This is a genomic window from Mycobacterium leprae TN (assembly GCF_000195855.1).
Lineage (GTDB): Bacteria > Actinomycetota > Actinomycetes > Mycobacteriales > Mycobacteriaceae > Mycobacterium > Mycobacterium leprae.
In genome coordinates this window covers 1,889,163-1,904,842 of record NC_002677.1, presented here as the reverse complement: position 1 = coordinate 1,904,842, position 15,680 = coordinate 1,889,163, and the positions used below count along the sequence as shown (strand labels likewise).

The window sequence follows — 15,680 nt, the reverse complement described above, 5'->3', positions numbered from 1 at the left end:
CTTAGCCATGACTCGCCGGTCCTGGTCGGGAAGCATCGTCGCATGGTTGTATGGTCTTGTGTCCATGCATGTTGAACTGGTTGGTTTGGTTAGCGGGTATTAGACATATTTATGCACCTCGACCACTACCGCCGCGGGTATGGTAGCGACGCCCTGTAGACGCTGATCAACTGGCTGTTCATCGAAACAGACCGACCGTCGCATCACGATTGACCTAGCCTTTGGACAATGCCGGGGCTATTCAGTGTTACGAATCTGTGGGATTTCGGCGAGTAGGCGTGATGAACTAGTGGTGAAACGCCTCCCGGTGGCAGTCGCGGGACGGTGTGATGATAGGACTGCTGGCATCCGAATATTCCCTAGCTGGTGATCCACCGGGGCTAGTCCGAACTCACCGCCGGTATGTATCTGCGCGGTGATCGACGCACACGGTCGTTGCCGTCGTCCTTCCGTCGTCGATGTGGTACAACCATGCGGTAGGGTTCGGCGGCGTGCGCTGAACGTGCCGACTAATTCGCGCCGCAGGGGCTTGCCGACCCGACGGAGTTCATGAGATAGATAACCCAAGGTGAATTCGACTACTGCAGACAGGACTCGTGGCGGCAGCTTGCGGAGATCTCGACGCGCGGTTGGGGTAAACTAGACGGTGTAGGGCTCTGTTTAGCGAGGGCGTCGCGGGACGCCGAATTCCGTACGGATTTCGCTTTCGTCGTAGGTGCGGTCGGCCGCAATGTCGGCTTCGATAATCCACTCTTTGGTTCCGGGTTGCGACAGCGAGTAAAGCGTCTCATGTAACGATTTCTACTCGTCGGCTCCGACAATAACGGCTGCCGACGCACCGTTCCTTATGATGGTGCTCTGCTCCTGCGGTCCCTATTCAACTTGTCTTTGACCTTAGAAATCGACAATGCTTACATACATACAATACTTAGATAAACTAATTACCACAAGTGTAGGCTGTTACAACGACTGTGAGCTGGTTAATATACGCGTATGTCTCGTATATCGACTCTACGTCCGATAATTGGTGGGTTTCGGTGTGTCGATGCTGTAGTTCAGGTTTCAGTTCTTAACATCAGCGATGATGGTCACAAGAACCTCACCAGGGTCATTCGTTTCGGTAGTGGCGGGTCTGTGCTTTGTCGCAGTTATCGCCGTGTCGGGCTGCACCCCACGGCCCAACGGCCCGGGCCCGGCCGCTGCGAAGTTCTTTGACGCACTGGCCATCGGCGATACCGCGACGGCTGCCCAACTTAGTGACAATCCCAACGAGGCCCATGAAGCGCTCAACGCAGCCTGGGCTGGACTACAAGCTGGCCGCCTGGATGCACAGCTCATCAGTGCGAGATACGTCGAGGACACTGGCACCATTGCTTACCGCTTCACTTGGCACCTGCCGAAGAACCGGACGTGGAGCTATGATGGGCAGCTGAAGATGGTGCGCTACGAGGGGCGCTGGCAGGTTCGGTGGACTGCAACCGGGCTGCATCCCAGATTGGGCGAGCATCAGACGTTTGCTTTGCGCGCGAATCCGCCGCGGCGCGCTTCAGTGAACGAACTCGGGGGCAGCGATGTGTTGGTGCCGGGCTACCTGCACCACTACGCGCTGGACGCCACTTTGGCCGGGTCCAGCCTGATTGGGACGGCACGTGCGGTGGTCGAAGCCTTACACCCTTTTGATGACACCCTCAACGATCCGCAGCTGCTAGCCGAAAAAGCCAGCTCGGTGACGGAGCCACTGAGTTTGGTCACGCTGCGCCCTGATGACAACGACCGGGTCGCTTCGGTGATCGGCAGGCTGCCTGGCGTTGTGGTTACGCTCCAAGCCGACTTACTGCCGACCGACTCGCATTTCGCCCCGTCGGTCATCGCCGAGGTGAAGAAAGCCGTGATCGACGAACTCGACGGTCAGCCGGGTTGGCGAGTGGTCAGTGTCAACCGTAATGGCGTCGACGTCGCGGTGCTGCACGAGGTCGAACCGTCCCCGGCATCGTCGGTCTCGATCACGCTAGACCGGTTCGTGCAGAATGCCGCTCAACACGCGGTAGATAGCCGCGGCGGTAAGGCGATGATAGTCGTACTCAAACCGTCGACTGGGCAGATCCTTGCGATCGCGCAGAATGCGGGGGCAAACGCTGACGGCCCGCTTGCTACTACCGGTCTGTTCCCACCTGGGTCGACCTTCAAGATGGTCACCGCCGGCGCGGCCATCGACCGGGATATGTCTACCCCCAATACGATGTTAGGTTGCCCTGGCCGCATTGACATTGGGCACCGCACTATCCTCAACTACGGGGGTTTTGATCTTGGCGTGGTGCCGATGTCACGTGCATTCGCCAGTTCCTGCAACACCACGTTCGCCGAATTAAGCAGCAGGATGCCACCCCGCGGTCTGACACAGGCCGCCAACCAGTACGGGATCGGGCTTGACTATCAGGTGGACGGCATCGCCACGGTAACCGGGTCGGTGCCGCCAACGGTGGACCTGGCTGAGCGCACCGAGGACGGCTTCGGTCAAGGCCGGGTGCTGGTCAGTCCGTTCGGGATGTCCTTGGTGGCGGCCACCGTAGCTGCTGGCAAAACCCCGGTTCCGCAGCTGATCGTCGGACGGCCAACGAGAGTCGAAGGAGACAGCACGCCGATCCTCCCGAAGGTGATCGATTCGCTGCGACCGATGATGCGGCTGGTGGTGACTAACGGGACCGCTAAAGAGATCGCCGGCTGTTGCGGTGCGATCTTCGGGAAGACCGGTGAAGCTGAGTTCGTAGGCGGATCGCATTCCTGGTTTGTCGGATATCGCGGCGATCTGGCGTTTGCAGCGCTGATCGTGGGGGGCGGAAGCTCGGAATACGCGGTCCGGATGACCAAAGTCATGTTCGAATCGTTGCCGCCAGACTACCTGACCTAGCGCGATTAGCGGCGCTTTCGGCGCGCCTCGGCATCCAGCCTGCGTCACCAAACCGGTGCGCAGACATACGGCGCAAGGTTTGTTTGCCTGGTTTGCTCCCAGCTACTGCGGGACTGGCAGGTGGCCTTCACCTCACACCGTTGATGTGGCGCGCATCGTCGCTGAAAGAATCGTGTGACTAAGCTTGCGGCATGCCTGCCCGCACCGCGCTTTCGCCCGGCTTTTTGTCCCCGACCCTGCCGGTGCCCGCATGGATTCCGCGCCCCGAATACGTCGGCAAGCCGACCGCACAGGAGGGCAGCGAGTCTTGGGTGCAGACGCCGGAGGTGGTCGAGAAGATGCGTGTCGCCGGCCGGATAGCGGCTGGTGCGTTGACTGAGGCCGGCAAGGCAGTCGCACCCGGAGTGACGACCGACGAGCTGGATCGGATTGTCCATGAATACATGGTCAACCACGGTGCCTACCCGTCAACGCTCGGCTACAAGGGCTACCCGAAGTCGTGCTGTACGTCGCTCAACGAGGTCATCTGTCACGGCATTCCAGACTCGACGGTGATCGCTGACGGTGACATCGTCAACATTGATGTCACTGCCTATATCGATGGCGTGCACGGCGACACTAATGCGACTTTTCTGTCCGGCGATGTCTCCGAATCCCATCGGCTACTCGTTGAGCGAACGCGTGAGGCGACGATGCGAGCGATCAACGCCGTCAAACCTGGGCGTGCGTTGTCCATCATTGGTCGGGTCATCGAGTCCTATGCAAACCGGTTCGGGTACAACGTTGTTCGTCACTTCACTGGTCATGGCATCGGTACCACGTTTCACAATGGGCTGGTTGTTTTGCATTACGACCAGCCCTTTGTCACGACAATCATGCAGCCGGGGATGACATTCACCATCGAGCCAATGATCAACCTGGGAACGCTAGATTATGAAGTCTGGGACGACGGCTGGACAGTGGTTACCAAGGACCGCAAATGGACAGCACAGTTTGAGCACACGTTGTTGGTGACCGACACCGGCGTCGAGATACTCACCGTGCAGTGATCTGGCCGGGTAATCGCGCCTCGACCTGGGTATTTGGTCGTTGATATGCATGATTGCCCCACCGCCGCGGCGACTGTTGGTGCACGTGCAACTCGGTGATGTGCTGTATCCGTAACAGCTTGGTAAATACTGACTTAACTTATTTAATGGTAGGTAACTTAGGCGCATCCGGAACTGGCAGTGGTTGAGACAACTCGCGGAAATGGTGATTAAACAAGCTGATTGGCTATATCGCGTGTTTGACGGATATTTCGGTCCCGGTCTTTATAGCCGGTCTGGAGGCGGGTGTCATGGTCGTGGTACGCAGCGCGGGCCTGTTCCCCTGTGAAGCGGTGTGCGAGCGCCTACATACCGCTTCGCTGTGGACCTGTCGTTATTGGCTCTGACCCGCGACTGACTGGCCAAGTCGGTGGTCGAGCATCCTTGATGCCCTGGGGATCGCCTGGGCGGTGGTGGTCAGCGACCGTGTCGGCGGTGAAGCTCGCCTGGGAGGAGTTGGCGGCGCTCAGGTTAGGTCGGCCGTTGGTCTCGCCGCTATCCATCGCGGACATCCGCTGGTGGCTGACCTCAACGGCGTGGTTCGCGATGGAGACTGTCCGCCGGTGGAGATTGCTACCACCGTGCTGGTCAGTTTTCCTGACGCTCGGGCAGATGATAGGTAGACAGGCCCGTGGTTCAGTCCACGCCGATTACCGCATGGTGGACCTGCTGGGTTGACGCAACGCCCAGGAGTTGTGGACGCAGCGATCATATTGTGCACCAGCACCTGGTAGCGTCGCCACATCTATCTCTGGCTGCAGGCCGCAGGATAGATCTGCGGTCTTCGCGCGATACGCGCCGAACATAATTCCTACAAGCTATTTGACTACTGCAGCTGCGCGCTGACCACCGTACATGGGTGCTGGGAACCGCAGTTGCGCTACGCTAGTCGTCGGCGGCGATGTCAACGTGTACCACGCGGTGGCCGCCTTGATCGCGGCAGTGTTATATGAGATAGAGCGAAAATTGCAGCCACCCGAGGCCGGCGCTGGCCATGCCGACGACGTTTCCGGCGCGGAACAGCTGCCAGCTACGCTGGCTGAGACCGCCGCCACGTGGTCGCACAATAACTGAACAAATCCAACGCGGTGGTCATCGATTCGGAGAGGGGTACGTGGATTTGAGCGGCTCGAGACCAGTAGTGGGTTTGACAGCCTACCTGGAGCAGGTGCACACTGGGCTCTGGGACGTCCCTGCAGGTTATCTCCCGGCCGATTACTTTCAAGGCGTCGCCATGGCCGGCGGTATCGCGGTGCTGCTGCCGCCGCAGCCGGTCGATCCCGAGATCGCTGGCCTCGCACTCGATGGCCTGGACGGTCTGGTGATCACCGGTGGTTATGATGTCGATCCCGCTACCTATGGCCAGAGACCGCATCCGAGCACCGACGAGCCCCGTACTACCCGAGACTCCTGGGAATTCGCGCTGTTCGAGGCTGCGCTGCAGCGCGGGCTGCCGGTGCTAGGTATTTGCCGTGGCGCGCAGCTGCTTAATATCGCGCTGGGCGGCACGCTGCATCAGCACCTGCCTGAAGTGATCGGTCATAGCAAGCATTGGGTGGGCAATGCGGTGTTTAACAACTTGCTGGTTCGCACTGTGCCGGGTACTCGGTTGGCAGCTGTGCTGGGCGAGTTCGTCGAAGCGCGGTGCTACCACCATCAATCCATCGACAAGCTCGGTGACGGCTTGGTGGTCAGTGCATGGGACGCTGATGGCGTGGTCGAGGCGGTAGAGTTACCGGGGGATGCTTTTGTGCTTGGTGTGCAATGGCATCCGGAGAAGGCCCTGAGTGACCTGCGGCTGTTCACCGCGATAGTCGATGCTGCGTGCCGCTACGCTAATAGCAGATGCGTAGAGTACAGCTGACCAAAAAATTGTGTTCATTGCGATCTGAGAGGGAAGGTCTAGTGGTAGCAGTCAATCCTACCCGGAGGCTCTATTTCCTACCTCGTTGCCAAGGTCGGGTACTGGTTATGTTGCAGGAGCCGTTCGCTGAGGTTGGACAACGATGGTATGGCAGGACTTGCCGAAGTATTTGAGCATGCCGAAATCTCAGCAGCAGGCAAGAGGTTGCAAAACGAGTGTCCAGACTACCATTTCGGCTGGGGCGCACGCGACGTGAAAACCGATGAATCGCGCCGATTCTGACTGGCTTATATTATACTCGGTCGTCTGTACCCCCTGTTGCCGTTCTAGACGGCGACATCGCCGATGCCGGGGTAGGTACCGCGGGTTAACATTCGGCCCGAACAGTCCGATGGACACGGTCTGATCGCGGCTTTACACTTGCTTACTCAGCTGTCCAGTAGCTCGCGCCAGGTGTCAGTTACGTCGACTGCGGCGCTGGGGTTGAGTGTGTAGGTAGCGCATTCGCGGCTCTCCGGCGACCACCCGTATTCCTTCGTGCACTAGTCGGGTCGGCGTTGACGTCGATGCTTGAGTCGTTGGGGACGTTAAGGACGCCATGGTTGGCGGTCACCAGCAGCACTGCATTCCGGGGCAGCACCTCAGTCAGGTGGGTCAGCAATCCATTGACGTGGGCCGCTGCGTCGTGCCATTGGTAAGAACCGATACCGAACGCATGAGCTGCGGTGTCTAGTTCGGTAATATATAGCCATAGACCAGACCCGTCCCTGCGCGAAACCTCGTCGGCCAACTGCTGGGTGTAGTCCTCGGTCATGTTTGTGAGAACAAACCGCACATCGCGATATGCTGCGTAGGTCAATCCATTGCCGAGAAACCTCTCAGGCCAGCACCGTGACGCGACCGACTCGGTTGACCTGATTGACATGGCACAACCAATTTGTCAACGTCAGTTTGTCGAGTGCACTCGGAACCCCTAGCAGCGCAGCCGCAGCGGGCAGTACATCGCAGATTGATTCGGAACTGGACTAGGTATATGGGCCCGCCCTAGCCTGTTGGCAGATCGCATGTGGCTCGACGTGGGTCAGCCGTTGGCCCAGACATCCACATGCACAGGTCGGAGTGTCACGCCGGTGATTGCATATCTGGCGCGGACGGCCAAGGGATCAGGTTGCGCTTTCGGGTGAGGACCACCGTTCTTCGATACGGCCGTAGCGCCAGACCAGTAGCATCGTAGCCTAGGTGACGACAACATACCGACCACCCAATAGCCGATCGTGTTGCGGTCAAGGCCATTGACACATTTACAAAACCCTCCCTGCTAGCCGAACGGGTCGGCGAACAGGCTGAATAATTCGACGTTGATGATCCGCAGGGCGACAGCCGCCAACAGTACGGTGATGGTGATGTTGTAGTAGATAATTTGTGTATCGGATTGGCAAAAGCCCAACCGTAGGCAAAGTTCATAAACCAGCCCACCGATGTTGTCCAGCAGACACATGCCGGCGGTGAACGGTACGCGCAGGTGCAGAATAGCATGCCACGATAGTCCGTTGGCTGCGGTGGCCCCTGCCATGACCAGCGGAGCGATTTCGGTGGCGGTATTGAAACCAGCTCAAACAACAATTCGATCGGGTACAGCGTGCCAGGACTTGCTGATTGCTGTAGTCCAGCGTCCGACAAAACGGTTGATCAGTACTCGATTGTCCAACTGTTGTTCCAGCTTAGCTTCGTCGTAGCTGCTTGCGGCGCAACTGTGCTAATTACCCTCCGCCAGCATGCCGATCAGTATGATGACGTCGAGGAGCGCGATGCGGTAGAGGAGCATCCTTGAGGCGTTGTTGTCAACCAGCGCTGTGCAATGGTGCAGCGACGAGGAGTTATCCTTAACCGGTCCGACGATGGTTTTACCTCCGGTTGCTAGCAGCACCGCCATCCTGAAAACCATTGTGACGTGGCCCAGCAGCACCGATCCGACACCAGGGGACGTTTCCCATCGTTCATCAGCTTGCGGATGGTGGTGTAGATCGCCGTAATATGTTCGGTGCCGAACGCGTACCGCAAGCCCAAGGTGTAATGCCGTCAACTTGATATCGATACTAAATATCTTGCCGCCCAAGGAGAACTGTGCTGACTGGACGAAGCACTCCACAGTGGTCCAGCCAACCAGGTGCAGCGAGCACGATAACCACCAACATCAATTCCAGCCGTCGGCCATTCTGTTGGCGCTATGAAGCCATGTGCTGTGCAGAACCGTGATGACCACGATGGGCTTTTATCGAACTCCTTACCGATCATGTCGGTCCTTCTAACGTAGGTCGGGCAAAACGCAACAGCCACCACTGTGCAGTTGAGTCACCGGCTCTATGCAAGTGGATTACAGGAGTCACGCCGTTCCCTATTGCGGCTGAAAATTGGCGATCCCAGGTATCGGGGCTGATTCTGGCCAGGTGACGCCCAAGTCGTCGGCTCTGGACCCGGCTGTTACCAACGGATTAGGTGTATTCGCCATCCGCAGCGTCGTTAAGGTCAGCGCGGACCGACTAGCGCTTTTTTCGACTCCTTCGGGCAGCGCAGGATGGATCCAGTATTGGCCACATGCTATTTGGTGCACGGTTAGCCCCGCAGTTCATAGCTTGAGTCAGCGGTTGTGTGATAGGGGATTCCTGGTAGCCCAGGATGTGTACACCCAGCAGGCGCCGGCTGCCGTGCTGGGTGATGAGCGTAATAAGTCCGGTGGCGTCTTCTATGGCCTAGCCGTACGCGAAGTTGCCGTAGTCCTTTACCCTGATGGAAATATCGAGTGAACTTGCGAAAGCTTGATTTTCGGTCAACAAGATAGCATCCAATGGGTATTGGTAAATACTACCTAAGGTACGTTCCGGAGGTTGGTCACAGCCATCGACCAAGTGGCGTAACAATCGCACCAGAGATTGTGCGCCAAGATGTGGGCTTTGTGGTTGGCAGCATGCTTGAGAAGATGTGGAGCGAGACATCCTTGAGAGCTAAAACGCGATGTGCGGAAGTACTTGATATTCGTCGACTACCACACGACTGTCCTCGATTTCGATACTGTTCTGCTAGTCGTCAAGGCGATTGGCATTGGACGCCTTGCTGATCGCCACCAGCATTAGGTCGGCGTGCAACTCGCAACCATCGTCGAGCGTCACGATGACGCCGGAGCTACGATTCTGTGTCCTTAAGCTGTTAAGATAGGTGTGCAGTTCCCATGTGCTCAAAGCGGTGCGGGTGAACCGTTCGCAGATAGTGTCATTGTAGTGCCGAAGCAATGTGCCGTCCCGGATCACCGGGATGACCTGTACCCCCAAGAGTGGAGAAGATGTGCGCGAATTCTGCTGCAAAAAATCCTCTTTCGATGATCACGGTATGTTCGGGCAACTCAGATATCTGCATGACGTTATCGCTGGTGTGATACTTTGAAGTCGGATGCAAAGATGGCCGGCGGAACCACTAGCCGCGGTCCCGCTACGATTACCACTTGTTCGTCGGTGAATTCTTCACCAGCTTCGGTGCTCAGCAGATAAAACCCGTAGGCTTTAACGGTTCCGAACCTGGTGTTCTGGTGGTATGCGTCGGATATTAGGTGCTTACTGTCGATAGTGGTAGTACTCGCTGCTGAACCTGATTGGATCGATCCTTCCGAAGATGCGTGGGACGATATATTCTCAGCGCACCCGGTAGATACGTGTATCGATATCATATCATGCCGAACGTCTGATAAAATTGAAGTTTTTGGCAGTAGAGACGAACATCTTCGTAGGTATGCATCCGGAGTTCAGGAAAGTCCCCATGAAGTCCTGTTCGCAGATTGCTTTCCGCTTGTTCGGCATATCGATCTGCTGGAATGCTTTTCCCGAACTTGTTCCGATTACAGCGATGTTGTAATTCCTATTTTTTGCTTACCCTTTCCGTAACGATGCTGAGATCGATGGTGATGACCCGCTGCACTCAGCTTCGCCGCGCTTGCGCTCATCACTGGTGTCGGTGTTGTCCCATAGTTTGAGATAAGAAGTCCGTTTGGTGATAGGACATCTGGCTCCGTTGCGGAAGTGACAGGAAAACTTTGCGTTTGGCATCTACTGCAGGAACGACGGTACTACGGTTGTCCATACAATCACCTACCAGGCGATCTGGGCAGTGTCGAAAACCGCGTAGCCGTATTGCAGGGCCGTCAGGACACTACTTTCGTTTACGCTATGATCCCAACTAAAAATTAAGTCGGTTACCCTGACGTCGAGAGACTGCAATGCAGCAGTGCCTGTCCGAGGCGCATGGTATTTGAATCAGCCGAAGGTAATCGGGAAGCCTTCCAGCGACTTCCATTGCAGATTATAGTCGAACTCCCCGATCGTACTATCGGTGCAGGATGTACCCGTAACCATCATTACCCTGCAACGGAATACACCGTTTGTGCACAGTCTCGATAGCGGCGTGATTGCTGCCGCGGCCATGCCCAGATGCAGAACCTCCGGGCCCTGGCAATCCAACCACGGGCTACTAAGGACTAGGATCCCACTGCTCACACGCGGGTGCACCACTCCGGTGCAACTTATCCAGCAGGAGCTCCACGATGAGTCCATCGGTGTAATGACTGCACGCCAGCACTTTGGCTGAAAGGTTCTGCTTGCCGATGACTGACAGGGTGTGTTCGAGTTCAGCGTCGTAGTTGCGACATGTTGGTGATGAAGTGCGGAGTTTGGCCTAAGCTATCATCCCCGGCTGCACTTGTATCGGTCTAGCGCATGAGAATGTTAGCCGAGGTTGGTGAAATGATTGGCCAGCTCGGTGTGGAAGAAGTAATCGGTGTATCCGTGCACCACAGAGACCGCATGCGCCGCCTTCGGCTCCCCCCAACGGATCAGGGTTGCGACGATGTCTCCCTCCCGTCGGTATTGATTCTGAGCGGGATTGTGTACTGCTAATAACTGGGCAGAACATCGGGATTCCAGCTGGTCACGAGGTGAGCTTAGTAGTGTGGTGACAGATTGTGTGCGATGGTTAGCTCGGGTTGGTTCTGTGGCGCCGCTTTGGGGTAGGCCCGGTCGCGATAACCTGGGGACTGGCATCGCCGAGTAAGTCTTGCTAAAACGAAGGATCAACGATACGGGTGTCAGAGCTAGCCAGCACCAGCGTTGTGCTCGTTGGTGCCGGAAAAATGAGGGCCACGCTGAGTGCGTTGCTAGAGCGGCTAGAGCCGGACTGGTTGATTACCTTGATCGAGTCGCTGGATGTGGTTGCCGCCGAACGCAGCAGCTTCTTGGAACAATGCCGGCCTCAGACTCTCCGCACTATGAGTTTAGAATTATACCTCACAAAACTCTTCCGGTGCTATCGACATCACTAAAGCGATGCATATCAACAAACAATTCCAGGTGGTTAGCCAGTTCTGGGCGTAGGCCGCCGAAAATACCATCCTGATCGACGTACGTAGTTTCCTCAACCGCATTCCGCACGTGAGTTTCGTCCACGGAACTGAGCGTGTCTATTACCCGCGGCGCTGACAGCAGGTGCTGGCTGCTAACCTGTTGTTCGTCCGTACTGAGCTGATTTAGGACCCCGGCCAGTTCGCTCTTCCTGCAACCGTTGGTGGCCGCCAAAATGGACTTCTCTGAGCTGATTGCGCTGCACTAGGCTCAGGATGGCACGGATGTCCATTTCGGTTCACTCTCCTGACAGCTCATCGTTTTTTGCGTGCGCAACGGCACAATCACGCTGTTTGGTCACGAAGTGCGCAACCTATCTCGTCAGTTCGACGGCAGCTGGACGCTAACTGTCAGCAACTGCCGGGCTGGCGAAAGGAACAAGTTGAACACCAAATTTGTCTTTATCGGAGTTGGCGGTAATATCCTGTAGTTGCTGTAAAAGTCCCGCATCGATGAGGTCAAGGGGTTAGCTGGCTTTCCGATCGGTGGCCGGTTTCTGCGCACCGACAGCCCTGTATTCACCGCTGCGCATCGGGCCAGAGTATATGGCCTTCAGGAGCCTGGTGCGCCATCTTTTGGGGCGCTGCATCTGGACCAACGGTTGGTCAACGGCAAGTAGTGGCTGGTGTTCGGTCCGTATGTCAGTTGATCACTAAAATTCTTGAAAAAATCACTTTACCGACCTGCCCCGCTCGATCAAACCTGACAACTTGTTGTTAATTCTCCACGTTGGTATCATAGATATCACTCTGCTTGACTATACTGATCAGCCAAAAACAATCATCGAACTCGATCGTGTCCGTATTATGTTCTAATTCGATTCCAGTGCAATGGATTGAGACTGTTTTCTTACGGTACCTGGTCAACGCGTGCGGATGATCCGGTTAGATAGGTGTAAAGGCTGAATAATCGAATTCAGCACCTCTGTGCTGGGATCCGTCGACAGTAGCATCGCGCCTTGCTGTTGGGTGGATTCCCGGGAGCAGTCGACCGCAGCGTAGGACATACTCAACGTGCTTGCGTGTTGTTTTGCCAAGCGGTATCAGGCTCGGTTATCTACATGTCAAGGACATGGTGTAGTCACTGGGGGTCGAACTATCTCATGAGTTCGAATTGATCGACGAGGTGTGGTTATGGAGCGTTATAGCTGTAAGGCTGTGTGACCTATGACTGAAGCTTTGCTTAGCATTTGGGCTAAAAACTTTGACGCTCAGATTCATTACGAGCTACTCAATTTGCGGGTGGAGTTTTTCGTCGTAGAACAGGTGTACTCGTATCCGGAGCTAGATGGTCGTGACTGGCTAGTCTAAACTCGGCACTTCTGGTTGGCACCGGCCGACGGCGAGGTGGATCTGCACGCTGCGGCTGATGGAGGAACACTCCGGAGGCGAAAAAGCGTTTCGGATTGTCCTGTGTGCACGAAACGTAACGTACGTAGTCGGGGGCACGCCACGCTGCGCGCTCCGCGGCGGTGAGTACGTGTTTTCATCCGGGGTGCTGGCCTGTGCTTACAGGTGGTGTGTTGTATGTCGATGAGGTCAACCTGCTCCACGATCATCTGGTTGACGTGCTTTTCTACGCTGCGGCGATGGGATGAGTACACATCGAGCGTGACGGCATCTCCTACTCGCATGAGGATCGTTTCGTGTTGATCGGCATGATGAATCCGGAGGAGAGTCAACTGTGTCCGGAACTGCTGGATCGGTTCGTCCTCGACGTGTACGTGAACGTGTCGTGTGACGTCGACGCTCACGGTTTACATGCTCGCCACTTTGCTTTTCGCCACCGGAGTGGGCCGCTGCGGTCGGAGCCAGGCGACGTACGCCGTGCCATCCGTCAGGGTCGCGAGGGCAAACTGGGTGATCTTCGTTGTCTACGCTTCATGCTCGATGGCTGCCCGGAGTCGCATGGCCGTGGTCAGCGGAGCCACCCTGTAGCTGCTGCGCGACGTCTACCAAAGGTGCTACACGGTCGAGGTGATCACCTTCGGTCAGCACTAAGCGAAATTGCTTCCTCCGCTGACATTGTCAGTGTATATCTCCTGTACTCCGGCTAGCCCAACTTGACACAGGCGGCAAAATAGCGCTCGCTAAAGGTCTGTTGGCGTTGCGTGAGTTGGTTATATGGGAAAGGTGTGTGAACGGGGACAACGTCGTACTCACCAACGGTTGGGCTGCTTTAGGGCCAGACACGTTGGTCCGCAGTCGAATCACGGCGTACCAGCTGGCAGCTGAGGATGCGTCCGTGGTAGTGGACTGCGAGACGTCGTATATGCGGCTGGAGCTGGCTGGCCAACTGGCCTGCCAACTCGAGGCACCGACGGTGCTGCTCGAACAACTAAATGCTTTTATTATTCTGATGTACGTTGTGCGCAGGGTGACCGAAGTCGGTAAACGCTTATTTCACAGGGGTATGGGCTCCAAGCAACCGGCGATAATATCGGCTCCGTGCTCGGTGCAACACATTCATACTAGCATCCATACCGGTGCGGGCAAGGGACAAATCGACGGCAGTGTTTGGAATGTTCTTGTGTTCCTAGATATAGTGGACTGGACTTCGTTGTCTTCCAGTTCGTTAAGAGCGTCAAGGGAAAAGTCAGTGAAGAGCCGGCTTTTCGTCAGTTTGATCAGTTGCACGACCAGAACGGGGTCGATGGGGCCGTCGAATGGCATAAAATTGAGTGCCGGCCGGTTCTGGACGCGTACGTTGTGCAAGGCGGGCAGCGACCGCGATCACGCGGAGGCCGCAACGGATGGCTTGACAAAGCAATGGTTTCTATGGGCTGGGATTGAGTCCACCTATCTGCTGAACTGGGGTTGGGTCGACGTAGACGATGTGGTGGACGTTTTGTTGGTCTGGCCTGGTCAGCAGCATGTGGTGATCATCGCACGTGATGTTCCGCCACTGTTTGTCGAGTCTGCTGATTTAGCGACCGGGATTACCTAAAGTGAAAAACCGGATGGAAGCAGGACGTTTGTGGCATTGGGTCACAAAGCGGCGCCAGTACCGGAGGTGGTTGTCGCCTCCCCGCATTAGGCAGTGGAGATATCACGGTTGCAACGGTTTTGATCGGAACACTGCGGAAGACAGGTCATATTGTCGCGCCGTTTGAGGTGGGTTTGGATTGGCTACCACACTGTGGCCGCGTCCCGCCTCGGCCACAATGCTGGTCCCGGTATTGGTGGATGAGCAGTTCATTGTCCCGTTGTATGCGCACAGCGCTGCTGGCGCTTACATCGTTGTGATCGAAAGTGTGATGGTTTTGTTCTACGGAAGCATTGTGTTAGCCGCGGCGTACGCTGCGGCTAACACAATGCTTCCGGGGGTCCACTGCACACGTAATCGGTCTGCTGGGTGCCCTGGTTATCCTGGTGATCGATGGGTGCGGCCAGAGCCACAGCATTGCTGCTTTCCTGCAAGGCTTGTCCACGTTAAATAATGCTAACCAGGCTTGCCAGTGTGATTCTAAATCGGTATTGAGTCGGCCAGGCCACGAGCAGGTGCTGCGACAGGCATCTGAGCAGGTCGGTGTCGCGGTGCTGGGCACCACTCTGCTTTTTACTGAATTAGAGCTGCCGACAAGACATCTGTGTCATGAAACCATCGCAGAGTACGAGCGTCATGCGTACGTCGCGGTCGAGGAAATGACGGTCTTGGTCGCTGTGTTTGCCGCCGCCAGGTGCTGGGCTGCTGATCGGCGGCAAGGTTGTTGGGCGTGGTGCTGAGATCGGCGGGTGCGCCATCGTGGCAATGGCAACGGGAAGGTATTCAATTTCGGCTACCCAGAGCACGCCGAATTGTTGCGGGCTACTGGCGTTGAAGTGGTCGAATTCGATCCGCTCAGTGATTCGTTGCAGGACAGCATGGACGCGGTGCTGCTGGCACGGCGGGATCCCGAATAATTCACTGCGTAGCTTGCTGCCAACGATGTCGGCCGTCGCTAAAATAAAGGCACTGGCGATCGTTGGCACACTGGTGCATGCCGGATGCGCGGGGCTGATCTATATCTACATGGTCTTCGACCTTGACGGACACCTGATGTGCGGTGTGTTGACCGGATCGGCGTAGTTCACTCGGCGCCTGCAATTGGTATACGGCCACGCCGTGGCGGTGGCCTAATCGGCGCTGTATTAGGTTGTTCAGCGAGTGATTGGAGATGAATTTCACCGAATTGCAGTCACATTTGTCGATAGCTAGGCTAGCGTGGGTTTTTTGGACTCGCGATGTAGGCGGTGAGTACGGCACTTTGCATGCTGACGTCGTGGACTCCGGCATGCACGCCTCGTATCTGAACACCCATCCGGTTGCTACGCTGGCCGTGGTGGAGCGGTTTTTTGCACACACTGTCGCTAATCGAAAGTAACGTTGCTGGAAAGGTT

At 56.4% G+C, this 15,680-nt stretch carries 8 protein-coding genes and 5 pseudogenes; 9 read left to right on the top strand and 4 right to left on the bottom strand.

The window, feature by feature from the left end:
- Positions 1-1,084: 1,084 nt before the first annotated feature.
- From ML_RS07970 to ML_RS07950, 5 genes are all read left to right on the top strand, one after another.
- Positions 1,085-2,908 carry a penicillin-binding transpeptidase domain-containing protein gene (locus ML_RS07970; protein ID WP_162618331.1) on the top strand — a complete coding sequence of 608 codons (1,824 nt, stop codon included), beginning with the start codon at positions 1,085-1,087 and terminating at the stop codon, positions 2,906-2,908.
- Between the two features lie 191 nt (positions 2,909-3,099).
- Complete coding sequence (map, locus tag ML_RS07965) at positions 3,100-3,957, top strand: type I methionyl aminopeptidase (RefSeq protein WP_010908411.1); 858 nt, start codon at positions 3,100-3,102, stop codon at positions 3,955-3,957.
- A gap of 449 nt (positions 3,958-4,406) precedes the next feature.
- Positions 4,407-4,619 carry a hypothetical protein gene (locus tag ML_RS07960; RefSeq protein WP_172591913.1) on the top strand — a complete coding sequence of 71 codons (213 nt, stop codon included), beginning with the start codon at positions 4,407-4,409 and terminating at the stop codon, positions 4,617-4,619.
- A gap of 232 nt (positions 4,620-4,851) precedes the next feature.
- Complete coding sequence (locus ML_RS07955) at positions 4,852-5,070, top strand: hypothetical protein (RefSeq protein WP_041322840.1); 219 nt, start codon at positions 4,852-4,854, stop codon at positions 5,068-5,070.
- Between the two features lie 40 nt (positions 5,071-5,110).
- Positions 5,111-5,860, top strand: a complete 750-nt coding sequence (locus ML_RS07950) for a gamma-glutamyl-gamma-aminobutyrate hydrolase family protein (protein ID WP_010908409.1) — start codon at positions 5,111-5,113, stop codon at positions 5,858-5,860.
- A 460-nt stretch (positions 5,861-6,320) separates the two neighbouring features.
- Here the strand turns inward: ML_RS07950 and ML_RS07945 are convergent, their stop codons facing one another.
- The 4 genes and pseudogenes from ML_RS07945 to ML_RS07930 form a co-directional block, all read right to left on the bottom strand.
- On the bottom strand, positions 6,321-6,785 hold the full coding sequence (locus ML_RS07945) for an alkaline phosphatase family protein (protein ID WP_231846575.1): 465 nt from the start codon (positions 6,783-6,785) through the stop codon (positions 6,321-6,323).
- A gap of 393 nt (positions 6,786-7,178) precedes the next feature.
- A complete protein-coding gene (locus ML_RS07940) occupies positions 7,179-7,433 on the bottom strand; it encodes a HoxN/HupN/NixA family nickel/cobalt transporter (protein ID WP_081439348.1) in 255 nt (84 codons plus the stop codon).
- 183 nt (positions 7,434-7,616) lie between these two features.
- Complete coding sequence (locus ML_RS19880) at positions 7,617-8,009, bottom strand: hypothetical protein (protein WP_081439347.1); 393 nt, start codon at positions 8,007-8,009, stop codon at positions 7,617-7,619.
- A 396-nt stretch (positions 8,010-8,405) separates the two neighbouring features.
- Positions 8,406-9,756: pseudogene (locus tag ML_RS07930) on the bottom strand (FAD-dependent oxidoreductase); the annotation flags it as partial.
- A 1,229-nt stretch (positions 9,757-10,985) separates the two neighbouring features.
- On the opposite strand from ML_RS07930, the pseudogene ML_RS07925 reads away from it, so the two are divergent.
- From ML_RS07925 to ML_RS19150, 4 pseudogenes are all read left to right on the top strand, one after another.
- A pseudogene (locus ML_RS07925) lies at positions 10,986-12,471 on the top strand (malate:quinone oxidoreductase).
- Positions 12,468-12,755 (top strand): annotated as a pseudogene (locus ML_RS07920) (GNAT family N-acetyltransferase); the annotation flags it as partial. The pseudogenes ML_RS07925 and ML_RS07920, both read left to right, overlap by 4 nt.
- Positions 12,756-12,762: 7 nt before the next feature.
- Positions 12,763-14,247, top strand: a pseudogene (locus tag ML_RS19875) (ATP-binding protein); the annotation flags it as partial.
- Between the two features lie 35 nt (positions 14,248-14,282).
- Positions 14,283-15,664, top strand: a pseudogene (locus ML_RS19150) (cobyrinate a,c-diamide synthase).
- Positions 15,665-15,680 lie beyond the last annotated feature (16 nt).